This window comes from Pseudoalteromonas sp. SG43-7, assembly GCF_014164295.1.
Classification (GTDB): domain Bacteria; phylum Pseudomonadota; class Gammaproteobacteria; order Enterobacterales; family Alteromonadaceae; genus Pseudoalteromonas; species Pseudoalteromonas rhizosphaerae.
Map to the genome: position 1 here is coordinate 21,307 of NZ_JACJEY010000039.1, position 23,579 is coordinate 44,885.

The 23,579-nt window shown below is 40.6% G+C and carries 19 protein-coding genes; 10 read left to right on the top strand and 9 right to left on the bottom strand.

Annotation, left to right across the window (positions count from 1 at the left end; all coding sequences use genetic code 11):
- Positions 1–29: 29 nt before the first annotated feature.
- The 5 genes from H5200_RS16225 to H5200_RS16245 all read left to right on the top strand — a co-directional run bounded on the left by H5200_RS16225 (position 30) and on the right by H5200_RS16245 (position 5,080).
- Complete coding sequence (locus H5200_RS16225; RefSeq protein ID WP_145233413.1) at positions 30–734, top strand: DUF969 domain-containing protein; 705 nt, start codon at positions 30–32, stop codon at positions 732–734.
- Positions 734–1,759 (top strand): DUF979 domain-containing protein, encoded by a 1,026-nt coding sequence (locus H5200_RS16230; RefSeq protein WP_145233259.1) that lies wholly within the window; start codon positions 734–736, stop codon positions 1,757–1,759. Before H5200_RS16225 ends, H5200_RS16230 begins: the two co-directional genes overlap by 1 nt.
- Positions 1,752–2,420, top strand: coding sequence for a pyroglutamyl-peptidase I (gene pcp, locus H5200_RS16235; RefSeq protein ID WP_220497034.1), 669 nt, complete (start codon positions 1,752–1,754; stop codon positions 2,418–2,420). Before H5200_RS16230 ends, pcp begins: the two co-directional genes overlap by 8 nt.
- A gap of 154 nt (positions 2,421–2,574) precedes the next feature.
- A complete protein-coding gene (gene asnB, locus H5200_RS16240) occupies positions 2,575–4,248 on the top strand; it encodes an asparagine synthase B (RefSeq protein WP_182761861.1) in 1,674 nt (557 codons plus the stop codon).
- Positions 4,232–5,080, top strand: a complete 849-nt coding sequence (locus tag H5200_RS16245; RefSeq protein ID WP_182759309.1) for a PhzF family phenazine biosynthesis protein — start codon at positions 4,232–4,234, stop codon at positions 5,078–5,080. The genes asnB and H5200_RS16245 overlap by 17 nt, the downstream gene beginning before the upstream one ends.
- On the opposite strand, the gene H5200_RS16250 is transcribed toward H5200_RS16245, so the two are convergent.
- The 3 genes from H5200_RS16250 to egtB all read right to left on the bottom strand — a co-directional run bounded on the left by H5200_RS16250 (position 5,051) and on the right by egtB (position 8,185).
- Positions 5,051–5,839, bottom strand: a complete 789-nt coding sequence (locus tag H5200_RS16250) for a 2-keto-4-pentenoate hydratase (protein WP_220497035.1) — start codon at positions 5,837–5,839, stop codon at positions 5,051–5,053. The genes H5200_RS16245 and H5200_RS16250 overlap by 30 nt on opposite strands.
- A 142-nt stretch (positions 5,840–5,981) precedes the next feature.
- A complete protein-coding gene (gene egtD / locus H5200_RS16255; RefSeq protein ID WP_145233249.1) occupies positions 5,982–6,953 on the bottom strand; it encodes an L-histidine N(alpha)-methyltransferase in 972 nt (323 codons plus the stop codon).
- A 2-nt stretch (positions 6,954–6,955) separates the two neighbouring features.
- Positions 6,956–8,185, bottom strand: coding sequence for an ergothioneine biosynthesis protein EgtB (gene egtB / locus H5200_RS16260; protein ID WP_182761862.1), 1,230 nt, complete (start codon positions 8,183–8,185; stop codon positions 6,956–6,958).
- A 504-nt stretch (positions 8,186–8,689) separates the two neighbouring features.
- On the opposite strand from egtB, the gene H5200_RS16265 reads away from it, so the two are divergent.
- The gene (locus H5200_RS16265) at positions 8,690–10,270 is read left to right on the top strand and encodes a BCCT family transporter (RefSeq protein ID WP_145233245.1); all 1,581 of its coding nucleotides are present in this window, start codon (positions 8,690–8,692) and stop codon (positions 10,268–10,270) included.
- A gap of 83 nt (positions 10,271–10,353) precedes the next feature.
- On the opposite strand, the gene H5200_RS16270 is transcribed toward H5200_RS16265, so the two are convergent.
- The 4 genes from H5200_RS16270 to H5200_RS16285 form a co-directional block, all read right to left on the bottom strand.
- Positions 10,354–11,064 carry a 3'-5' exonuclease gene (locus tag H5200_RS16270; RefSeq protein WP_182735627.1) on the bottom strand — a complete coding sequence of 237 codons (711 nt, stop codon included), beginning with the start codon at positions 11,062–11,064 and terminating at the stop codon, positions 10,354–10,356.
- A gap of 3 nt (positions 11,065–11,067) precedes the next feature.
- Positions 11,068–12,963, bottom strand: coding sequence for a DUF294 nucleotidyltransferase-like domain-containing protein (locus tag H5200_RS16275; protein ID WP_145233241.1), 1,896 nt, complete (start codon positions 12,961–12,963; stop codon positions 11,068–11,070).
- A 94-nt stretch (positions 12,964–13,057) separates the two neighbouring features.
- Positions 13,058–16,138: an efflux RND transporter permease subunit gene (locus H5200_RS16280; RefSeq protein ID WP_182761863.1), complete on the bottom strand. Its 3,081-nt coding sequence runs from the start codon at positions 16,136–16,138 to the stop codon at positions 13,058–13,060.
- Between the two features lie 2 nt (positions 16,139–16,140).
- A complete protein-coding gene (locus tag H5200_RS16285) occupies positions 16,141–17,157 on the bottom strand; it encodes an efflux RND transporter periplasmic adaptor subunit (protein WP_182761864.1) in 1,017 nt (338 codons plus the stop codon).
- 410 nt (positions 17,158–17,567) lie between these two features.
- Here H5200_RS16285 and H5200_RS16290 point away from each other — a divergent pair, with 410 nt between their 5' ends.
- The gene (locus tag H5200_RS16290; RefSeq protein ID WP_149982479.1) at positions 17,568–17,909 is read left to right on the top strand and encodes a hypothetical protein; all 342 of its coding nucleotides are present in this window, start codon (positions 17,568–17,570) and stop codon (positions 17,907–17,909) included.
- A 320-nt stretch (positions 17,910–18,229) separates the two neighbouring features.
- On the opposite strand, the gene aroQ is transcribed toward H5200_RS16290, so the two are convergent.
- Entirely contained in the window at positions 18,230–18,760 is a 531-nt protein-coding gene (gene aroQ, locus H5200_RS16295; protein ID WP_149982480.1) for a gamma subclass chorismate mutase AroQ, read from the bottom strand.
- A gap of 136 nt (positions 18,761–18,896) precedes the next feature.
- The gene (locus H5200_RS16300) at positions 18,897–19,904 is read right to left on the bottom strand and encodes a rhodanese-related sulfurtransferase (protein ID WP_182761865.1); all 1,008 of its coding nucleotides are present in this window, start codon (positions 19,902–19,904) and stop codon (positions 18,897–18,899) included.
- A 215-nt stretch (positions 19,905–20,119) separates the two neighbouring features.
- Here H5200_RS16300 and H5200_RS16305 point away from each other — a divergent pair, with 215 nt between their 5' ends.
- From H5200_RS16305 to H5200_RS16315, 3 genes are all read left to right on the top strand, one after another.
- Positions 20,120–21,448, top strand: a complete 1,329-nt coding sequence (locus tag H5200_RS16305; protein WP_145233234.1) for a DEAD/DEAH box helicase — start codon at positions 20,120–20,122, stop codon at positions 21,446–21,448.
- A 2-nt stretch (positions 21,449–21,450) separates the two neighbouring features.
- The gene (locus H5200_RS16310; RefSeq protein ID WP_182759316.1) at positions 21,451–22,281 is read left to right on the top strand and encodes a S1 RNA-binding domain-containing protein; all 831 of its coding nucleotides are present in this window, start codon (positions 21,451–21,453) and stop codon (positions 22,279–22,281) included.
- A 359-nt stretch (positions 22,282–22,640) separates the two neighbouring features.
- Complete coding sequence (locus tag H5200_RS16315; RefSeq protein ID WP_182761866.1) at positions 22,641–23,492, top strand: hypothetical protein; 852 nt, start codon at positions 22,641–22,643, stop codon at positions 23,490–23,492.
- The last annotated feature ends 87 nt before the right edge of the window (positions 23,493–23,579 follow it).

Here is a 23,579-nt window from a genome sequence, read left to right on the forward strand (position 1 = left end):
AATAAACACAGCACAGTGTAGGAACTATGATGTTTGATCTTAATTATTGGCCATTAATTGGCATTCCAGTGGTTGTGCTAGGATTTGCCTTGCGCTTTAACCCACTGATTGTAGTAACCGTTGCTGGCCTTGCAACTGGTTGGGCGGTAAATTTAGATATCCTCACCCTTTTGCAAACCTTTGGCGAGAAGTTTATGAACTCTCGTCAACTGGCCAGCTTTATTCTTATTTTACCCGTTATCGCACTGCTAGAGCGCTATGGTTTACAACAGCATGCGAAAAACTGGATTGCACAAATTCAAAGTGCCACCAGCGCACGTATATTAGCCCTGTATTTTATCGTTCGAGAATGCTCAGCAGCCCTTGGGTTATTAAGCCTTGGCGGTCAAGCACAAACTGTTCGTCCATTATTAGCCCCCATGGCATTAGGTGCCGCGACCAATAAACACGGTGAGCTGCCAAAACCCATAAAAGACATGATCAGCGCCCATGCAGCTGCCGTTGATAATATTGCGATGTTCTTTGGAGAAGACATTTTCATTGCTTTTGGTGCTGTACTATTGATGGATGCCTTCTTAAAGGAAAACGGCATTGCCGGTATTGAACCGCTGCATATTGGTTTATGGGCTATTCCGACCGCCATTGCCGCACTCATTATTCATTTATTTAGATTATCTCGTTTAGAAGCAAAAATAGCTCTGGCTGTTGCTCACTACAAACAGCAGGAAGTGTGATGAGTAAAGTACTAACAACCGATGTAACTAACTCAAACGCTACAATTATCACCATTGAGAACATTTATTTATTAATCGGTCTCGTTGTGATGTTTTTAGTTGTTCGAACGCTGCAAGACAAAAACCATCCAAAAAGGCTCACCACAGCATTATTTTGGTTGTTATTTGGTAGCAGTTTTTTATTTGGTGATGTATCTATTGCCTTGTTCGGCAAAGCCAACACTTATTTATGGGTTGGTGTGAGCGTAGTATTAATTGCCCTGTTAGCGGGTTTAAACCTAGTAAGCATGGGCAGTTATCAACCACTCACTGAGCAGCAACAAACACAATCGGCCTCTCGCCTAGGCAATAAATTATTTGTTCCCGCATTAATGATACCCGTGATCACGGTATTACTGACTGTTTCTTTTGATGGTATCGCAATTGGTGATTATTACTTACTTGATCAACGTCATTTAACTCTCGCATCGCTCACTATAGCGTGTGTATCTGCGCTACTTATTGGCTGGAAAATTACTGGGGGAAATCCGATTGAAGCTGTCACTGAATCCCGTCGGCTGCTAGATTCTATCGGTTGGGCAGCAATACTGCCACAAATGCTAGCAATGCTTGGTGGCGTGTTTATTGTGGCGCAAACAGGAGACTCAATTAAAGAGTTGGTTACTTTATTTATAGCGCCAGAGAATCGTTTTATGCTGGTGGTGCTGTATTGTGTTGGCATGGCGTTATTTACCATGGTGATGGGAAATGCGTTTGCTGCATTTCCGGTAATGACTGCGGGTATTGCTATGCCTTTTTTAATCGAAGGTCATGGCGCCAGCGCCGCACCACTGGTAGCAATTGGGATGTACAGTGGTTACTGTGGAACGTTAATGACGCCAATGGCAGCAAACTTTAATATCATTCCAGCGGCATTACTCGACCTAAAAGACAAATACCATGTTATAAAGGTGCAAATACCTACTGCGCTGGCCTTATTAACGGTCAATATTATTTTAATGTATATGGTGATTTTTAATGACTAAACTGACATCAAGCATGCCCTGCGTATTGATAACTGGGTTTGCACCATTTGGCGGCGAATCGCTCAATCCGTCGTGGCAAGCGGTAAGCAAACTCGACGAACATTTAATCGCTAAGCACCGAGTAATAGCCCTTGAGCTACCGTGTGAGTTTAATGCCTCATTAGAGGTGCTTTATAAAGCCATAGAGCAGCATCATCCGGTTCTAGTATTATGTATCGGGCAAGCCGGTGGCCGCAGTGAAATAAGCATAGAGCGTATCGCGATTAATATTGATGATGCCCGAATTAAAGACAACGCAGGAAAGCAACCCATTGATCACCCCGTCGTCAAAAATGCTCCTGCCGCTTATTTTGCACAATTACCTATCAAACGCATGTTATTAGCACTGCAACAAAGTGAGATCCCAGCCGCCATTTCTAATACAGCGGGTACATATGTGTGTAATCACGTTATGTATGGTCTATTACATCATATCAATGAGCATGAACCACACATCAAAGGGGGCTTTGTGCATATCCCTTATTTACCAAGCCAAGCTGTGCACCATAATGGCGCACCGAGTATGAGCGAAGAAACCGTGCTAAGCGCGTTAAAAGTAATGATCAACGAAGCTATTGTTGCAAAACAAGATGTAAAAGTCGCGGCTGGCACCACCCACTGACCAATTTGGTGCATCAGCGGCCATGCTGGTGCATAAATTATTCTGAAAATATTGTAAAAGCTATGTGACTTAGTTAATTATTTCTGTTAAAACAAACGTGAATGGTTAGGTATTATGACCTAACTAACACACATGATAGGAATGAGGAGTTACTATGTGTTCAATTTTTGGTGTATTAGATATAAAGTCTGATCCCGCTCCATTGCGTACGCAAGCAATTGAAATGTCAAAATTATTACGTCACCGCGGGCCTGATTGGTCTGGTGTATATTCATCAGAGAAAGCGATTTTAGTGCATGAACGTTTAGCCATTGTTGGTGTATCAAGCGGTGCGCAGCCTTTATACAATCCTGAAAAAACTCATATTCTAGCGGTTAATGGCGAAATTTATAATCACAAAGAACTTGCAGCTAACCTTAAAACCGATTTCACTTTTCAAACTCAATCAGATTGTGAAGTTATCTTAGCGTTATACAAACAGAAAGGGCCTGAATTTTTAGATGATCTGAACGGTATTTTTGCTTTTTGTTTATATGACGAAGAACAAGACGCTTATTTAATTGGCCGTGATCATATTGGTATTATTCCACTTTATACTGGCCACGATGAGCACGGTAACTTTTATGTTGCCTCAGAGCTAAAAGCACTTTCACCAATCTGTAAGCATATTGAAGAATTTCCTCCTGGACATTTTTTATGGAGTAAAGATGGTCAATTGCGCCCATATTATGCCCGTGATTGGCAAAGCTTCGATGCAGTTAAAGATAACAGCGCAAAAGCCGAAGACGTCAAAGATGCACTTGAAGCCGCCGTTAAACGTCAATTAATGTGTGACGTACCTTATGGCGTGTTGTTGTCAGGCGGTTTAGATTCATCCGTTATTTCAGCTATTACCCAACGTTTTGCTGCAAAACGTATTGAAGATAATGATGAAAGCGATGCATGGTGGCCTAAACTGCACTCTTTCTCGGTTGGCCTTGAGGGCTCCCCAGATCTAGCGGCTGCACAAAAAGTAGCTGATATGATAGGAACTGTTCATCACCCGATTATATTTACGATTCAAGAAGGGATTGATGCCCTGCGTGAAGTTATTTATCACATTGAAACCTACGATGTAACTACGATCCGTGCTTCTACTCCGATGTACTTAATGGCTCGCCAAATCAAAGCGATGGGTATTAAAATGGTGCTCTCTGGTGAAGGCGCTGATGAGCTATTTGGTGGTTACTTGTACTTTCATAAAGCACCAAATGCACAAGAGTTTCATGAAGAATTAAATCGTAAAGTATCTAAACTGCACATGTTTGATTGCTTACGCGCAAATAAATCAATGGCGGCATGGGGTGTAGAAGCCCGCGTTCCCTTCCTTGATAAAGAGTTTGTTGATGTTGCTATGCGTATCAACCCTGAAGCTAAAATGTGTAAAGATGGCAAAATTGAAAAGCATATTTTACGTGAAGGCTTTGACGGATACTTACCTGATGAAGTGTTATGGCGTCAAAAAGAGCAGTTTTCGGATGGTGTTGGCTACAGCTGGATTGATACATTAAAAGAGTTTGTAAACGAGCAAGTAACCGATCAAGAGCTTGAAAACGCAAAATTTAAATACCCTATTAATACACCTGATTCAAAAGAAGCGTATTACTACCGTACTATTTTTGAATCTCACTTCCCAGGTGATGCAGCCGCTAAATGTGTACCACACGGTAAGTCTGTAGCCTGTTCAACGCCTGAAGCGTTATTATGGGATGCATCATTTCAAAATAATGCCGATCCATCAGGTCGTGCCGCAGGTATTCATAACGACGCCTATGCACAAAAGAAATAATAAGCCTAGTCGCTTATTAAATCTGGCATTAACTCACAGACTGCACAAAGCCCCGCGCTTTGTGCAGTCTTTTGCTATTGAGCAAGTTTTTAACGATACAGCGAGACGCTGTAAAGGTTCGTCTGCGTTAATTGTTATTTATAAAACAGGGTTAACAACTCGACTAATGCAGCGCATTGCAAAAAACACCGCTCAGCCCGCCACCGTATTTTTAAATCAAGCCAATATCAAAAAAAATCGATGCCCTATTCGTTGGTTTAATCACAGCCATGAGATCAGCCGCTGTGGTCATGGGACACTCGCCGCTGCACTGTTTTTACAAAAATGGCAAGGGTTTAGCCCAAACACCTTTTATACAAATACAGGGGAAGTATTTGAAACCAGAATACATCAACGCGCACTGCAACTACAATTAGTCACCATTGATAGCACCGAGGTACAAACAGAGGTTCTGCTGCAACAAGCCATTCCTACCTCAATAGTGCAAAGCTATAAAACAGCAGAAATTAACGGCTACAGTACTGTGATGATTAACAGTGTTCAGCCTTTAGAAACACTCGCGATAAATACAGCACAATTACAATACTACCCAAATGCAGTGATTGTATTGCAACAACGCCAAACAGCTAATCAAACCACACAGTGGCATTTTCGATATTTTGCTCCTTATTATGGCGTGGATGAAGATAGCGCTACTGGTTCAGCCATCAGCATTATTGCCCCGATAATCAAACAATACACTGAACAAACACATGGCCAGCTTTTCCAAGATTCTGTTGCCGGAGCAACCATTAATTACCGTTTAAAAAACAGTAATGTCATTATCAGTTAAGCCACTAAATTTGACGGTGTATTTTCCAAGCCCTGCATAGTCAATTTCAGTATCAACATCAGTGTCTAACTCAATAACACCACAATATGAGCCTGTTATGAGAATTTGGCCAGCAGCGAGCGTGATCCCACACTTAGCCAGATAATTTACTGCCCAATAGATTGGTGTTTGTGCCAGACCACATGGGTGCTTGCCAAGATAGCTATGACAGCGATTATTTTGTGTTATCGCGATAGTAATATGTGCCGCATCATAAGCCGCTTGCTTATTAATTTTAGGACCAAGTAACACCCCTTGGTTACTTAAACCATCCGCTAACTTTGCAAAGTGATTTGCTTGATACGCTGTAGAGAAACGGTTTTGGATCAGCTCAAGTGCCATATGCGTGTCACTCACCGCGTGGTCAATTTCAGCTTCGCTATAGCTGGCCTGCTTTGGCATATTTTGCGCAAACACAAAAGCAATTTCAGGCTCTATCCGTGCCTTGTTTTGTTCAGTATATAATGTGCAGATTTGTGCAAATGATTGCGGCGGCTTTAATATTGGAGCCAAAATAATCGCACCGTTATCAAGTGGTAATAGGCATTTCCAACCAAATACTTGGCCCTTGTTTAATGCAATCATCAATTGTTGAACAGCTAAACTATCTTCAGTGCTTGTTAATGCTAATTGTGGCGGTAAATCTGATTGTGGCGATGCACTTGTACGTTGTGCAAATAAATGTGCTGCAATCGTTTTTAATTTAGTAGAACTGTCCACACTAACCTCTTCGTAATAAGGTTTTATAATGGCTACACCAGCAGCCGTAGGTTTAATGTAGTATTTATACTATTAAAAAATCAATTTGCGCAGCATTTTTAGCTAAGTACAGTTAAATAATAAATGATGGACTGTTCATTGTTTAAATTGGCCTTAATAAACACAATGCAAAATACCCCTGCTCGTCTTGCCATGTTTGCTCTAAACGTAATCCAGCTTGGGCGCTAAGTTCAGTAAATGCCTGTAGTGCGTATTTATGGGAGTTTTCTGTATGGATACTCTCACCTTGAGAAAAGCTAAATGATTCGCCATTGACGGTGACTGTTTGATCACAGTTACTGATCAAATGCATTTCAATACGGCTTAGTTTTTCATTAAACCGTGATTGGTGATTAAACTGGCTAAGATCGAAATCAGCATTTAACTCAGCGTTAATACGCTGGAGCAAATTTTTATTAAATGCCGCGGTGACGCCTTGTTTATCGTCATAAGCATCAAGTAATACTTGACGGTCTTTGAGCAAATCAATGCCAATCAGTACATAACCGTTAATACCACATAACCGATGGAAATTTTTCATGATCTCAATGGCTTTTAGTGGTGAAAAATTGCCTATTGTTGAGCCTGGAAAATACACGAGATTCGTTTGGCTATCCAATTGTGTTTCACGGCTTAACTGCTTTACCATTTGGCTATGAGTAAAATCCCCCAACAACGGCGAAATAGCTAACTCAGGAAATAATGGAGATAAATGAGCCAGTGAGTAATTAAGCATTTCATTAGAGATCTCAAATGGCACAAAACTTTTCACATTCACTAAGTGCGCTAACAAATAAGCAATTTTTTTACCCGAGCCACAGCCCGGCTCTATGATTGATAAGTTATCAGGAAGCAACTTGGCAATTGCTTGGCTGTGCTTGGTTAAAATGCTTAGCTCTGTGCGTGTCACATAGTACTCATCAAGCTCAGTGATCTGCTCAAACAAAGCGGCCCCATTATCATCATAAAAATATTTACAGGGTAGATTTTTTTGTTGCTGTGACAGTCCCGCAATAACATCGTTTAAAAAGCGGTTATCAATGTCGGTTGTCATTAATGTTGTTACTTGGCTCATGCTCAATCCTTAGCGAGTCTAATACCACTGCGCATCCACGCTTGGTGTGGGTAATAGAAATTGCGATAAGTTAGTCTTAAATGATTTTGTGGGGTAAGTTTACAGCCACCGCGCAGTACCATTTGATTCGCCATAAATTTACCATTGTATTCCCCTGCCACGCCTGCTATTGGCTTAAAGCCTGGGTACGGTAAATAGGCACTGTTTGTCCACTGCCAACAGTTGTCGGTCAGCTGGGTGATAGTTTGTGCCGCATTACTGTTAGCCACGCTTTCCCATTCAAATTCGGTTGGGAGGCGAGCTTGTGAGTAATGTGCAAAAGCGTTTGCTTCGTAAAAGGTAACATGGCTTAGCGGCTCATTTAGCGCCAAAGGCTGTAATCCAGCTAATGTAAATTCAAACCACTCATTATTTACTTTATGCCAATAGAGTGGCGCAGTTTGCCGAGCATTATTTATCTGCGCCCAACCGTCACTGAGCCAATGCTCTGGGTTTTGGTAACCACCATCTTGTATAAACGCTAAATACTCAGCATTGGTAGTTAGCCGATTAGCAAATTTAAATGGCTGAATAAGCACTTGATGAGTTGGCCGTTCATTGTCGTAGCTAAACGTTTGCTCAGTTGCACCAATATGTGCAGTATGCTTTGAGAATGCCACAAAGCTAAGAGGACTGGCTTGCGTAACAGGATTTTCTATACGGATATTGTTAGTGTCACAATAAGCAGGAAACAACGGATTAACTGAAAAGTTATATTGAATGTCCATCAGCATTAATTCTTGGTGCTGTTGTTCATGGTTAAGTCCTAATTCAATAACTTGCTTTATTGACTCGCTACACGGTGCACTCAGTAATTCAATCACCGCCCGGTCAACATATTCTCTATAGGTAATCACGTCATCTAAACTAGGCCGCGATAAACTCCCTCTGCAGGCACGCTTAAATTGTTCACCTATACCGTTATAATATGAGTTAAATAAAGTTTTAAAGTTAGGATTAAATACTGTGTAGTGAGAGCTATGTGCAATTAGTAAAAAAGTTTCAAAGAACCACGTTGTGTGCGCAAGGTGCCATTTACTAGGGCTTATATCTGCCATAGCTTGTAATTGACAATCTTCTGCTGATAACGAGTTTATTAACGTCACGCTTTGGTGTCGAACACGCTGGTAATGATGGACTAATTGATGCTCATCAGCCGTGTTTTTAGTGTTCTCTTTGCCATGGTTACTCATAGTAATGACTAAATTCCTTATCGCTACTGATCAATGATATAGCTCACCTAATGTTAAATCATATTCATATTACGCTTTCATTACTGCGACTATAAAACGTCAATCTCGTGCAACTGCCTTTTACAACTACAAAAATAATAGTTCAATTAACCACAAAAAACAGCAGCGATTACTTTAACAATCAAACTAATTTTTGACCTTTTGCGAATTATGTAGTTTTATATAAAAACATAAAAATGGTTGCAATGGCCATATAAGCCGCTATTTAACTACAAAATCATTTACATTTGGTATTTAACTCATACACTAGTAGCTGTATGATCATCTTTTAAATTAGTTAGTCTTCAAATAAATTTAAGTATCAATTATTACCTAACCTGAACTTTGCTTTAAAAATTTACTAACGTAGTGATTTATTATCCAAAGCTCAGGTTACTTAGACTAATTAAATTAGGTATGTTGCTGGTAACAAGCAGCTTGTTAGGACAACAAAAGAGGTATTGCATGAGCGAAAATCATGACAAATATAGTATCGACAATACGGATTACACCGTAGGTCAGGATAACGTGCAAAAATGGGGATTTGATATACACAACCCTGTTTTTGGCATCAGCGCGGGCCTGATTGTCATCTTTTTAATCGCCATTCTCGCTACCGATCCACAAACTGCAAAAGCAGCACTTGATGGTGTGAAACTCGATATAATTAATAATTTTGATGCCTTGTTTATGTGGGCTGCAAACTTCTTCGTTATTTTTTGTTTAGCACTGATTGTTTCTCCTTACGGAAAGATCCGTTTAGGAGGCAGTGATGCTAAGCCTTCATATACTCGTGTTTCATGGCTCGCTATGTTATTCGCCGCAGGCATGGGTATTGGCTTAATGTTTTGGGGGGTAGCTGAACCGGTTGCATATTTTACTGGTTGGTATGAAACACCACTGAATGTAACAGCCAACACCCCAGAAGCTGCAAAACTGGCAATGGGGGCAACTATGTTCCATTGGGGCCTGCACCCTTGGGCTATTTATGCTGTAGTTGGCTTATCACTATCATTCTTTACATATAACAAAGGTTTACCACTGTCTATCCGGTCAATTTTTTACCCTATATTGGGCGATAAAGCATGGGGCTGGCCTGGTCATATCATTGATATTTTAGCAGTACTGGCAACTTTATTTGGCTTGGCAACATCATTGGGGTTAGGCGCTCAGCAAGCGTCTGCGGGGATAAACCACGTGTTTGGTCTCGAAGGTGGCATTGGCTCACAAATACTCGTTATTGTTGGCGTTACCCTACTGGCTATTATTTCTGTTGTGCGTGGTATCGATGGCGGTGTAAAACTCCTTAGTAATATCAACATGCTAATTGCTTTTGCCCTTTTGGTATTTGTTTGCTTAGTTGGCTTTGCTGTTGCGATGGGTAATATTCCTACCACCTTTATGGGTTATGTAGAAAATATCATTCCATTAAGTAATCCACATGGCCGTGAAGACGAAACATGGATGCATGGCTGGACTGTATTTTACTGGGCTTGGTGGATTTCGTGGTCACCGTTTGTAGGCATGTTTATCGCTCGCGTATCACGCGGTCGTACTATCCGTGAATTTTTGATTGCGGTATTACTTATTCCAACATTGGTTACAGTATTATGGATGTCAATTTACGGCGGTATTGCAATTGATCAAGTAGTCAATGGTGTTGGCGCACTTGGCCTAAATGGTTTAACCGATGTCCCTATGGCTATGTTTCAAATGCTAGATGAATTACCTATGTCTAATATTTTGTCTGTAATTGCTGTGCTATTAGTTTTAGTGTTTTTTATCACTTCATCTGATTCAGGGTCATTAGTAATAGACTCTATCACTGCTGGCGGGAAAATTGATGCGCCAGTACCACAACGCATATTTTGGGCATCTATTGAAGGTGCTATCGCAGCCGCGCTACTGTGGATTGGTGGTACACAAGCAATCGAAGCACTGCAAGCAGGTGCGGTCTCTACCGGCTTACCATTTACAATCGTCTTGCTGTTTATGTGTTTAAGCCTTATTTTAGGTCTGAGAACTGAGCCGTTACCGGCTAAATAAACGCTATTTAAAACCACAAACGCCGCAAATTTGCGGCGTTTTTTTATTTAAGCTTATTAGCCAAAGTTCAGGTTAAGAAATTTTTAACTCCATAACTGCGAGATCGGTGTATCTTCTCGGTAATGGTGACTCAATTGTGCTTGTAACAGTTCAGCCGTTGCTAAAGCGTCAGTTAAAGCGTTATGGTTTTTATACACAGGTAATGAATAGCGCTGGCGACAATCACCTAATCTAAGCGATCCTAACTTAGAATTAAATAACCAACCTAGCAAACCCTGCCTGGCTTTTAAGGCTTTTCGTTCAATTTCCATGGTATCGACCAAAGCAAAGTTGATCCCCTCGTTAAGCCTAAGTAACAGTGCAGTATTTAAGAAGTGCCGCTCAATCGCGCCATAGTGTACAACAACCACTTTACCACTGAGTGCTTGCAATAATGGCTCAATAATATGATTAAAATCCGGTGCATCGTCAATTTCTGAATGTGTTATGCCATGTATTACAATGGATCCCTCGTTGAAATTACGCCTAGGGCGCACCACCCAATGGCGACTATCTTTGCAATATATACGCTGTAAATTAAAAGGAATTAAACCAACGCTGACAATATCATCACTGGTGCTATCTAAACCGGTTGTTTCAAAGTCCATTGCAACAAATGGCACATCTTTAATTGCTGCGAATTTATCGCTAAAAGCAGCTCCATAAAAACGTTTGATAGTGTCATTTTGAGCGCCGCTTAATAAATTTTTATAGCGTGTTGCCCAGTCAATCATTGCTTGCTTTCTGAAAGCCATAAATTACTTTACCCCAGAGTTTGCTGAGTAACTAAATTTCAAATAGCTTTGTGCTTTTTCTAAAATTGCAAAAGCTTCTTTTAAGTTACGCTGCTCAAAAGGCGATAATAAATGAGGGTCTAAATCGTTGTCGGGTTCTTCCCCTTGTTCAATTTGCCACGCTTGGTGACGGATCCGCATCATGGCAATATATTCCAGCGCATCTCGCAAATCTTGTGCTTTGCCTTGTGGTAGAAGCTTGGCTTCAATAATATCTTCTAAGCGTTCGAACGAGTTTTGCTTACGTGATCCAACCGCCAATGCGTGAACACGAATAACATCTGAAAGCGGCGCTGTGCCTCTGCGCTTTAAATTCATAGAACGTTTATGCTGACCGTTGTGCTCCATAACAAAGCCTTTAAAAAACCCCAATGGTGGGGTTCTGTTGCGAGCATTTGCAGCCATATTAGCTAAAAATACGCGATTAACTTTGCTTTGTTTGGCAATAAATATTTTAAGCTCATCGGCCCATTTGGTTTTACCCCACACCCCGTCTAAATCAAAAAATATGGAGCTATTTAGTAAGGCTTGCGGTTTAGGCAGCTCTATCCACTGAGCAAATTGCTCAAACCATTGTGCACGTGTTTTTCGCCATTTTTTAAATGACGCCATTATTTCGCCATCACAATAGGTATAACCGCATTGAGCTAAACCATCACAAACAAAATCGGCAATATTTTGAAAATACGTATCATGAAGTTCATCATCATAATCATCATCTAGAATGAGCGCGTTATCTTGATCAGTAACAATGAGTTGCTCATCCCGCGCCATTGAACCTAATGCGATAAAACAGTATGCAACCGGCGGCGGCCCATACTTTTCTTCGGCTAATACCAGTAACCTTTGTTTAAAAGTGCGGCCAATCACAGCCATTGCCGTGCCAATCATATGCGAGTTTGCATCTTCATTTACCATTCGTACAAACACATTCGGCAGCTGGCGTGCATAGTGGGTTAAATCTTCAATTGATTGCTGCGCAAGTATTCCACGTACCAATAGCAAGCTGCTTTGTGATTCATAGCGTAAAATATCAGAAAGAGAAATAACCCCAATTGGACGGCGTTTTTGGACCACCGGTAAGTGATGTAAGTTATCACGTAGCATCGCAAGTACAGCTTCGAAAACATAGGCATTGGCATCTAATAAAACCAAGTTTGTAGACATTATTGTATGCGCGGGTGTGTCAAATGCCAGCCCATGAGCAATGACTTTGGTACGTAAATCTTTGTCTGTGATAATACCAACAACTTGACCATCATCTTCCTCTGGGTCGTCGTTAATAGGTTTGGTACTATCAGTAACTAAAACCGATGACACCGATTCATCAGTCATAAGCTGGGCAACTTGTTGCACCGTTGAATCAGTATTAACTGTTACCACATCACGGTGGATCAGCGATTTTACTTTTGCCGTGGTTAAATCATTACCATCGGCTTGTTCAACAATTGCCTGATGTAAACGAACATTACCATCCGTTTCAAAATAGTCAGCAAATGAATCAAATTCGTCGCAATAGCGGTTAAATAGTTCAACATTAATGCAATACACTAGCGTATCTTCAAGTGCTTTAGCTGGAAAGCGAACCTTGCGATTCATCAGTAAACCCATCTGCCCAAATATACCGGCAGTAGTTAAACGATTATCCAGTTCCCCATTACGTCGATACATTTCAACAGAGCCGCTTCTGATCACATAAAGATCGGCTATATCTTGACCAAATAATAAAATATCGGTGTGCGCTCTAAAATAGGCGACTTCAACCTGTTGCGCGAGCTCATTGATTGCTTTACTCGGTAGGCTGTCAAAAGGCGGGTGTTGTGCTAAAAACTGCGCGATTTCTACTTGTTCGGCTTGCATAAAAAAAACCTGTTGGGGATAGCTTTCCCAAGTGTGAGCCTAATTAACTTATTTTTCAAAGATAAATAGTTAATTAGGCTATTTTAATTGTGATTTACTCTACCTTATCAAGCTCCTGCGCAAGTTGCTTACTTTCATCACCACGAGGTGTAGTAAAGCGTGCTAAGCCCAAGTAAATTACCGGTGTTAAGTACAACGTAAATAGCACCGCTAAAGACAAGCCACCAAACACGACCCAGCCAATGGCATTACGTGCCTCAGCACCTGCCCCGGTTGATAATATCAGCGGCAGTGCACCTAGTAAGGTTGATATCAAGGTCATGGTAATTGGTCTTAAACGTACTAATGCTGCTTGCTCTACAGCTTTACGAACTGTTAAACCTTGGTCGCGCAATTGGTCAGCAAATTCAACTAACAAAATCGCGTTTTTCGCGATTAAGCCAATTAACATCACCAAACCTATTTGCGAGTAAATATTTAACGAAGTACCAGTTAAATACAGCGCTAAAATTGCTGATGTAATACCAAACGGTACTGTTACCATCACCACCACAGCACTATTAACATTTTCAAACTGTGCGGCTAATACTAAAAATACGATTAAAAATGCCAGTATGTAAGTGATAAATACTTCATTAGAAGTTTCTTCAAAGGTTAATGCTTCACCTTTAAATGCCAAGCTAATGCCACTTGGTAGCGTTTGCTCCGAAATATCACGTAGTTGCGATACCAGCTGTGCAATACTCATGTCCGCCGGCAGTTCCATATCAAGCTCGATAGCACGACGCTGTGCGTGGCGTTCAAGCTCGGCGGCAACACCTTCTTCTGTAATGGTTGCAACGCTACTCAGTGGTACTAACTGACCGTTATTTGCACTGATATATAAATTAGCGAGATCACTGGGATCTTTAATGGTTTGATTTTGTGCTTGCAGAATAATCGGTACCGATTGGTCACCAATATTTAAATCTGCAATATCATCGCCATTTATCGCAGCACGTAAGGTGATTGATATATCACTCAGTGACACTCCTAATTCCTCTGCACGACGTCTATCAATATTAACGCGCAATTGCGGCTGTGATGGCTGATATGAAATACGCACGTTGTCAATCGACGGGATAGTCTGCTCAACCTGTGCAGCAAAATCTTGTGCGGCCTTATAAATCTGCAGGTAATCTTGCCCTAATAGTGCCAGCTCAATACCGCCACCTTGACCGCGTAAATTTAAACTATTTGACCCAGACGGATAACCTGCCGCCCCAGGAATATTAGCCAGCGGACCTCGAATTTTATTAATGATCTCTTGCTGTGAAAAATGACGCTCATCCCAGTGTTTTAAAGGCACGGTAATAAACACAATATTTGGATCCCACTGCCCTACAACAGTATAAATAGATTCAATTTCGCCGCTTTGCACATACGGCAGCAAAATATCTTCCATTTGCATTGCTTGACGGTCCATAAAATTCAAACCAACACCGTCAGGGCCCCGAGCAAAGATACGTATTTTTCCGCGATCTTCTGAAGGCAGTAATTCATTATCTAAATTGAGATACAAAGCACCCGAACCCGCAGCGACTAATATACTAGCTATAAACGTAAGCCACGCATGATCAAGCACCCAATGAATGGTTTTAGTATAAATATTAGCAAGCCAATGACCTATTTTAGCAAATGGGTGTTTACCACCTTGTTTGAGTTTTAGCTTTGAGGTGAGCGCTGGCACTAATGAAAGCGCTACAAAGCTTGAAATGATCACCGCTCCCGCCAGTACCCCACCAAACTCCCTAAATAATCGCCCTGCGGTTGAGGGTAAAAAAGCGATAGGAACAAATACCGCCGCTAACACCGCTGTCGTTGCGACAACAGCAAAAAACACTTCTCGCGTGCCAATTACCGCAGCAGCACGGCGGCCAAGGCCTAAACCGCGTTGACGTTGAATGTTTTCGCTGACCACAATCGCATCATCAACAATCAGCCCCGTTGCTAACACTAATGCCAGCAAAGTAAGTATATTGATTGAAAAACCCAGTGCCCATATCAACGCTAATGAACCAACCAAGGCAACAGGAATTGCAAATGCAGGCACTAAAGTCGCGCGCCAAGAGCCGATAAATACCCATAATGTAATGATCACCAGCAGCACAGTTAACACCAGTGAGTAAATCACCTCATCAACTGAGCTCCTGATAAATTGTGCATCATCAGAAGTTAAAGTAAATTTCAGCTCCGGAAAACGCGTTTGCATTTTTGCTAATAAACTTAATACTTCGTCAGATATTTCAATGGTATTTGACTGTGCTTGACGTATAACTTCCATGCCAATCACTGGCTGGCCGTTTAAGCGCACCATAGAGCGAGGATCCGCAGGACCAAAATACACCGCCGCAATATCACCAATACGCGTACCATCACGAATTATAATATCGGCCACTTGCTCAGCGGTAACTGAGGTTGCATCTGCGCGCACTATAATTTGTTGATCTGTCGATTTCAAACTACCGGCCGGTACGTCAAATGGCGCTTGGCGCAGTACTTGGGCTACATCAGGAACGGTTAAATTAAAACTGGTTAATTTAAGTGGATCAAGACGCACCCGTAAAACACGTTTTCGGTCACCATTTAAACGTACATCGGCCACACCTGGAATGGTTAAAAACTGCGGTGCTAAATCAACCTCAACCAGTTCAGTCAACGCTTCAAGGGCTATGGTATCGCTTGATACGGTTAGCGATACAACCGCCTCAGCATCATTATCAGCCTTGATAATAGAAACGCGCTCAACTTCTTCAGGCAACTCACGTTGCACACGTGCTACCGACTCACGGGTTTCATTCGCAGCATCATCAAGGTCAACACCAGCACGAAACTCAACAACAATCCGTGCGTTACCTTCTTCACTTTGTGCGCGAATGGTTTTTACACCACTTACGCGGGCTACCGCCCCTTCAAGTTTACTGGTTACTTCGGTATCAACAGTCTCTGGAGAGCCCCCAGGAAATGAAGCCGACACCGTGATCCTTGGCGTATCAACATCAGGTAGTTCACGAACTTCAACCCCGGCAATGGCCGCAATACCCGCAATAATGATCAGTAGATTGAGTACCACAATAAGAACAGGTCGGCGAATGGCCATTGAAGGGAGATCTTGCATCATAGGTTGTTGTTTCATACCTACTCCTGCGCAGCTGCAAGCGGCTTGATATAATTAAGCTCTTGCGCTGGGCGTAAACGTTGTACGCCTTCAACTACCAAAATATCACCTTCGTTTAAAGGCCCAGATACGAGCAAACGACCCGCTAAACGTTGCTGGATTTTAACATCAACGCGAGTTGCCTTTTGCTCAACACTTTTCCATACATAGGGGCCAGTTGCCCCCCATAAAAGTGCAGCTTCAGGCACTGCAGCTAAACTCTGCCCTAATACCTCAATATGTACTCTAAAACTCATACCCGGTAAAAATTGTGCTTGTGCATTATCCAGTTTTGCTTTGACACGCAGCGTACGTGTTTGTGGATCAATGCGTGAGTCAAGATAAGCGACTTGCGCATTGATCGCATCGCTTCCTTGCCACGGCATCACAGTCACATTACCGCTAGTTCTAAGCATTGTAATAGCCGACTCTGGTGCATTAAAATTAATGTATAACGAACGAGTATCATCAATACTGGCGATGGCTGTTTGAGTGGTAATTCGATCGCCAACTTCGACATCCGTTAACCCCATGGTGCCACTAAAAGGCGCTCGTACTTGGCGATCTTCTAATTCGGTTTCGGCTTTAGTCACCGCAACCTTAGCTAACTCATACACGGTTTTTGCATCATCTAGATCGCTTTTTGGCACCGCGCCTTTAGCATGACTTTGCTGCAAACGTGTTTGTATTCGTTCACTATCTGCAAGCTTTATTTTCGCTTCATTAAGCGCCGCTTTTTGTCTGCGCGAATCGAGCTCTAACAAAATAGTACCTGCGGTTACCTGATCACCGGGTTTAAAATGCACAGCCGTCACTTTATCCCCCACTGCAGGATAGAGGATAACAGAGCGAATCGCTTCAGCATTACCAACCGCTTGAACTTGCTCTTTTGCACGTTCCATCGCAACAGGTTCAACAATTACATTAGCAGCAAATGCCGATGGCATTACCGCTGAACAAGTAATAAAAACACTGACTAAAAGAACTCGTAATTTCAAAAAGATCACCTAATTAATTATTATTTCCATTATGGTACGCAGTGTAACAGTGTTTTGATCAATAAAAAGTCTAGTTCGATTAACTGTCAAAACAATACGTTGAAATACCTTTATAGGGGAAAGTAACTATAGCCGTGTATTTAATACTAAGAGGCTAACTAGCTATAAAGACCCTATACATAAACAGCCTAATTGGTCAGAATAAGGTATTGTCTTAAATTTACTCATAATGATAGTTTGAGCTTTTAGAACTAAAAATTGTTGAATTTACGGATTAATAAACCCTGAAAGTGGTCCAAAATATCTAATTTATTGCTAAGTACTTTTGAGTAAGTGGGCAAACAGGTATAGTATGCAACAATAGTTTTTATTAGGGTCCCTCCTGCTAGTTTATATTTAAAAGGACAATTATGTTTAAGCAAAAATTTACCGATATACATGGTATTACACACCAAGAAGCCGTATTTTTGGTCAACCTGATCAACATTAGTGAACAGCTTTCTAAACAACTACAATTCGATCACAGCGGAGAAGTTAGCGTTGAGTCTTACGAACATGGCAATGTTGAATTTTCAGCCGTTTATTGGACATCAGCAAAAGCTAAAGAGGACGGTTGTGAGCCGCTGATTTTTATGTATAAAAAAGATGTGTACACACTAGAGCAATGCACTATTGCTGTAGATAACGCCAAAGATATGACACCTGAACAGCTCACCAATGCCGCCGAAGCGCATTTAAAAACATTAATCTAAAGTTGGCATGTATACATGGTGATTTAATAAAAACATCACCGTGTTAACACGCTTATTTAGAACTTAAGATGACACCTATCATAATCATTTACCGAAAACAGGTATTCACCACATAAAAATTCACGACGCACGCCACGGGATACGCAATGGTAATAACCGGATCTGAATACTAAATCAATAAAGTTGCTGTTGCTCGAATCATAAAATACTAATAGCTTAATCACTGATGTAATAACTGTGCTTAAAGCTATGATTTTTAAAAATTTGTGCCTGTCCTATTGTTATAGATTAACGCTTACCTGCTAGTATAAAAATTTATATTATTGAAGCCTGATTTCAATCAAGGCGTTAAATAACATCTCTTTGTCTGCTCGTGTTAAATATCGAGAATTTAGTGTGCGTTCAAAAACTTTAAATTCTTGCTGTGAAAAAACGCCTCCATGACGTAAATACTGTGTAAGTTCAATATTGATGTCTTTCCCTAGCTTTATCAGCGCAGGACGGATAACAGTATCTAAATTTCTAGGCTCTTTATCTGTTGGCTTACTAAGCAAGTCAGCGCGGTATCTGTATTGTATAGCCTTAGCCGCAGATATTTGGGCACGAAAAAACGCGAGGACACTTTCTTTGTTTAAGCCTTGTTTTTCTGCTGACAAACTTGCATTGTTAATAACAATTAGCTCACGCTCTTTATCTTCAATGGCTTGGTTATTATTACTCTTATAAAGCGCAACATCTTCCATGTAACTCAAGCGCAAGTTTATTGTTGAAAAAAGCTCTTGTGCTGTACTTGCAGCAAAAGAATTAGTTGAAAGCAGCATAGCTGCAAAGATTGAGATGATTCGAAACATAATATCTTACCTTATGATGGGGACTGTTATCGTGCAATAAAAACCTAACGATTAAAATTCATTCAATCTTGGTTACCTTAAAAAAGCCCCAGACAACGCTGAGGCTTTATAAAACGGTAGTAATAGCTCTACTAAATTACTTTTTACGCTGTGCGTCTTTTTGCGCTTTTTTAGCTTCTTTACGCTTTTGTAAAACGGCTTGTGCTTCGTTGCCAATATGGCCTTCGCCACGAGCTTGCGCTAATTCAATTTGCTTTTGACGCTCAGCAAATCGTTCACGTTGTTCGTCGGTAACATCATCAATACAATGATGACACGAGACACCTTCCATGTACTCTGGTTTGAGTTTTTCGTCTTCAGTGATTGGCATACGACACGCATGACATTGATCGTATGAGCCTTTTTGCAAGTCGTGATCGACTGCTACGCGATTATCAAATACAAAGCACTCACCTTCCCACATGGTTTCTTCTTTTGGCACTTCTTCTAGGTATTTTAAAATGCCGCCTTCAAGATGGTACACATCTTCAAAACCTTGCTCTTTCATGTAAGCAGTTGATTTTTCACAGCGAATACCACCAGTACAAAACATAGCTACTTTTTTATGTTTGCTCGGATCGAGGTTTTCTTTTGCCCACTGCGGAAACTCGCGGAATGTTTTAGTATTTGGGTCTACTGCGTTTTGAAAAGTACCAATTTCGATTTCATAATCGTTACGGGTATCAACTAAAATAACCTCAGGATCTGAGATCAATGCATTCCAATCTTGTGGTTTTACATAACTGCCAACCACTTTCAGCGGATCAATCCCTTCAACACCCATTGTGACGATTTCTTTTTTTAGTTTTACCTTAGTACGGTAAAACGGGCATTCATCATCAAATGATTCTTTGCTAACAATGTTATCAAGGTTTGGTTGGCTGTCTAACCAGCTTAAAAGGTTGTCAATGCCTTCACGCTTGGCAGAAACTGTGCCGTTGATACCTTCTGCGGCAATTAATAAAGTACCACGTACTTCATTGGCTTCCATCACATCTAACAATGGTTGGCGTAGGGCTTCGAATTCAGGTAAAGAAACAAACTTATAAAGTGCACATACAACAAAGTGCTCGCTGGTTACATTGTCTTTATGGACAGCAGTCATGGTGATTCCTATTTTGCTTTAGCCGTTATTGGCGGTAACCGAATCGTAAATCCGGCGCATAATACATATTGAGGGCGCGTATTTTACGCTTTTTCTAATTAAATGCAAAAAAAGCAGTGATAATTGGCTTTTTACTATTAGCCGCACTCGGGACTGCGCTATAATAGCGAAATTATTTATACCCAAACAAATTGCTCATTTTGGAGAAACACACTTTGCATTTTACTGATCTTGGGATTGATACTCGCCTTGAAACACAATTAGCGCATCAAGGGATCACCCAGCCCACTGATATTCAGGCCCATGCAGTGCCCACCGCACTGGCAGGCCATGACATTTTCGCCCAGTCTAAAACTGGGTCGGGCAAAACCTTGGCATTTTTATTACCTGCTGTTCAACGGGTTATGAAACAAAAGGCGCTCAGTAAACGTGATCCTCGTGTGCTTATTGTGGCGCCTACTCGTGAACTGGCGACCCAAGTATTTACCCAACTTCGCCTGCTAATTGCAGGTACTAATATTAAAGCGGTGAAAATATTAGGCGGTGAAAACTTTAATGATCAAATTAAAGCACTGCGTAACGACCCGCAATTTGTTATTGCTACACCGGGTCGTTTAGCCGATCACTTAACTCAGCGTTCATTACAATTAAGTGGCCTTGAGTTACTTATTTTTGATGAAGCTGACCGTATTTTAGATTTAGGTTTTACTGCACAGTTAAAGATGATCAACGAGCAAGCTGATCATCGCCTGCGCCAAACATTATTGTTTTCAGCGACACTGGATCATGCACAAGTCGATGCGTTATCACGTAATTTACTGAAAAAGCCAAAACAAATTACCCTTAGTGCGGCTAACGAACAACATTCAGATATTAAACAAAGCTTATATTTAGCTGATCATCTTGATCATAAAGAAGCGCTACTTGAGCATTTTTTAAAGCAAGACGAGGTCGGGCAATGCATTATATTTACAGCGACTCGTACAGATACCAGCCGTTTAAGCGAATCACTTAATGCTAAAGGTTTTAAAGCCCAAGCATTAGCAGGTGATTTAGCCCAAAATAAACGTTTAGATATCATGGACGGCTTTAGCCGTGAAAACTTTAAAATTTTAATAACCACCGATGTTGCCTCTCGTGGTCTTGATTTACTGAGCGTAACTCATGTAATCAATTTTGATTTACCTAAACACGCTGAAGAGTATGTGCATCGTATAGGTAGAACTGGTCGAGCTGGCTTTAAAGGTACCGCTATTTCACTGGTCGGTCCTAAAGATTGGTTAAGCTATAAAGCAATTAAATCATTCTTAAATGATGAACTTGAGTTTCATACCGTTGCAGGGTTAAAAGGTAAGTTTAAAGGTTTACGCGAACCAAAACCTGATGCAACATGGGCTAAAGCACAAGAAAATGTAAAGCCTAAAGTAAAAGCTGTGACTAAACGCAAAGCAAAACCTAAAAAGCCACAAGCGCCAATCAAAGCCCCTCTTAATATTGATGGTGATGCACCAATGCGCCGTCGTAAAAAGCCAGAACAGGAATAATTATGAGTTACCTTGGAACCACCCAAACCCTATTCGTTAACGAAGTAAGTAACGAAGGCGCGTACCTTGATGGTCATGATCTGGGTGAAGTTTTTTTACCAAGCAGTGAAATTAAACATGAGCTAGAAGCTGGCGACAGTGTCAGCGTATTTATCTTTTTAGATAACGCTAATCTCGCCACTGCAACAACTAAAAAGCCGTTAGCTCAAGTAGGTGAATACGCCCTACTTCGTGTTAAAGAAATCAACAGCATTGGCGCATTCTTAGATTGGGGGCTTGATAAAGATGTACTGGCACCGTTCAACGAACAAAAGCCAAGAATGCAAGAAGGCTATTCTTATTTAGTACGTTTGTATTTAGATAACGCCAGTGGCCGTATTTGTGCATCGAATAACTTTAATCGTTTTATCAATAAAACGGAGCCTGAGTACGCGCCGCTACAAGAAGTACAATTAATTGTCGCTGGTAAAACCGATATTGGCTATAAAGTATTAATAGAAGAAGCACATTACGGCGTTATATTTTACAACATGGTGTTTAAAAACATGTTTGTTGGCCAACGCTTAACTGGATTTATTCAAAAAGTACGCGAAGACGGAAAAATTGACGTTATTCTTGAAAAACCAGGTATGGCAAAAGTAAGTGACTTGGGTGAGAAAATAATGGATAGATTAAAATCCGAAGGCGGTGTTATTGCTTTAGGTGATAAATCGGATCCTGAGACAATTAAAAAAGTTTTCTCAACCAGTAAAGCAAATTATAAAAAAGCCATTGGTGGTTTGTTTAAGCAAGGGTTAATTGATATTGAAGCTAAGGCTATTAAGTTAAAATAACAAGAAGCTACTAATATTTAGTGCTTAATAAAAGAGTAAAGTGAAAGCTTTGCTCTTTTTTGTTTTTATAAGCTTCAATGGCAACTATGAGCGTGAAGCAGTCATTGAAAACGTTAAATTTATTCCTACTTCTTTGAGTAGAAGCCTAATTTTGTCCGATAACATTATTAACCGCCGTTTTGGTGCAAAATAACAAACTTTGAATTCGTGCTATTTTAATTACTTGTTTACAAAAGTAATTAATAGTGAAATTATCTGAGTATGTAATATATGCCGTTTTGGTGTGTTATAAACCACCAAAATGGTGTTCAATAAGATTCTTAAAGTTTTAAGTTAGTCAGCACCTAAATAGGGAAATTATGTACATTAGAAAAGTTATTAGTTTTGAGGGTTCTTGGACGCAATTAGATAAACATATAAGCCAATTTAACGATATAAAGAGCTTTATTAGCCAAGTTACATTAGAAAATATCCGTAAAACTCCTGACCGTTTTAGGAACGAAATTAATGACGAGATTAACCCTAGGAAACTATTTGGTTGCTGGGAAGAAATAATAAAAAATTCAGAATGGGTTTCATCTCGAAGATACTTAGCGGATGACCGTAATAACAGAAAATATTATGGCTATCTTGGAGATTGCTTAAAAGATATATCAGTAAGGTTTATTACACATAGAGATTTGGTAAACCGTTGGTTATTTAGTACAACGCCTATAGCTTATAAAAACTCCGTGATTAATATACCTGTTGCCGTAATGTTAACTGCAGACGCTGAAGAAGCTATTCACGGAGATAAGCGAAGAAGCATGATGTCTGCAAATTTTGAAAAAACAGTTGAAGAATTGCAAGCACTAGCACCTTTATCTCAATCACACCCTTTTGTAATTATCGGTGTTTCTTTTGATGATGGAGCACTTGAAGTTATAGATATTGAATCTGAACTCGGAATTGCTGAAAAACAGGTAGTAATAAACCGCTCTATAGAATTTCCGCCTGAGTTCCATAGTGCTGGAATTGGTATTTTAAGTTATTTTGGTACAGTTCTTCGAGAAAAATATCCAGATCAAGAGGCAAAAGTAAAGATTGAACAAGATGGACATATGGTTCGAATGGTTATTGAAACCGAAGATGGAAATAAAGAAATAATTGAAAAGGCATTGCAAGAATATGAACTAGCGGAGTTTTTCAAGTTAGTTGTCGCCTCAAGTTAAATTTTATGCCGCCCGCATTTCTTCTTTTTTCTCAGGATTCAAATTTACTTCGTTTATCATTGACCAATCTCGTGACTTTCCTGACCA

What these genes read in the sequence shown, in the direction of transcription:
- asnB (WP_182761861.1), top strand. Translation starts at nt 2,575, where the DNA reads ATGTGTTCAATTTTTGGTGTATTAGATATAAAGTCTGATCCCGCTCCA.
- H5200_RS16280 (WP_182761863.1), bottom strand. Translation starts at nt 16,138, where the DNA reads ATGAAACAACAACCTATGATGCAAGATCTCCCTTCAATGGCCATTCGC.
- H5200_RS16290 (WP_149982479.1), top strand. Translation starts at nt 17,568, where the DNA reads ATGTTTAAGCAAAAATTTACCGATATACATGGTATTACACACCAAGAA.
- H5200_RS16300 (WP_182761865.1), bottom strand. Translation starts at nt 19,904, where the DNA reads ATGACTGCTGTCCATAAAGACAATGTAACCAGCGAGCACTTTGTTGTA.
- H5200_RS16245 (WP_182759309.1), top strand. Translation starts at nt 4,232, where the DNA reads ATGCACAAAAGAAATAATAAGCCTAGTCGCTTATTAAATCTGGCATTA.
- H5200_RS16275 (WP_145233241.1), bottom strand. Translation starts at nt 12,963, where the DNA reads ATGCAAGCCGAACAAGTAGAAATCGCGCAGTTTTTAGCACAACACCCG.
- H5200_RS16225 (WP_145233413.1), top strand. Translation starts at nt 30, where the DNA reads ATGTTTGATCTTAATTATTGGCCATTAATTGGCATTCCAGTGGTTGTG.
- H5200_RS16270 (WP_182735627.1), bottom strand. Translation starts at nt 11,064, where the DNA reads ATGGCTTTCAGAAAGCAAGCAATGATTGACTGGGCAACACGCTATAAA.
- aroQ (WP_149982480.1), bottom strand. Translation starts at nt 18,760, where the DNA reads ATGTTTCGAATCATCTCAATCTTTGCAGCTATGCTGCTTTCAACTAAT.
- H5200_RS16315 (WP_182761866.1), top strand. Translation starts at nt 22,641, where the DNA reads ATGTACATTAGAAAAGTTATTAGTTTTGAGGGTTCTTGGACGCAATTA.
- egtB (WP_182761862.1), bottom strand. Translation starts at nt 8,185, where the DNA reads ATGAGTAACCATGGCAAAGAGAACACTAAAAACACGGCTGATGAGCAT.
- H5200_RS16265 (WP_145233245.1), top strand. Translation starts at nt 8,690, where the DNA reads ATGAGCGAAAATCATGACAAATATAGTATCGACAATACGGATTACACC.
- H5200_RS16230 (WP_145233259.1), top strand. Translation starts at nt 734, where the DNA reads ATGAGTAAAGTACTAACAACCGATGTAACTAACTCAAACGCTACAATT.
- egtD (WP_145233249.1), bottom strand. Translation starts at nt 6,953, where the DNA reads ATGAGCCAAGTAACAACATTAATGACAACCGACATTGATAACCGCTTT.
- pcp (WP_220497034.1), top strand. Translation starts at nt 1,752, where the DNA reads ATGACTAAACTGACATCAAGCATGCCCTGCGTATTGATAACTGGGTTT.
- H5200_RS16310 (WP_182759316.1), top strand. Translation starts at nt 21,451, where the DNA reads ATGAGTTACCTTGGAACCACCCAAACCCTATTCGTTAACGAAGTAAGT.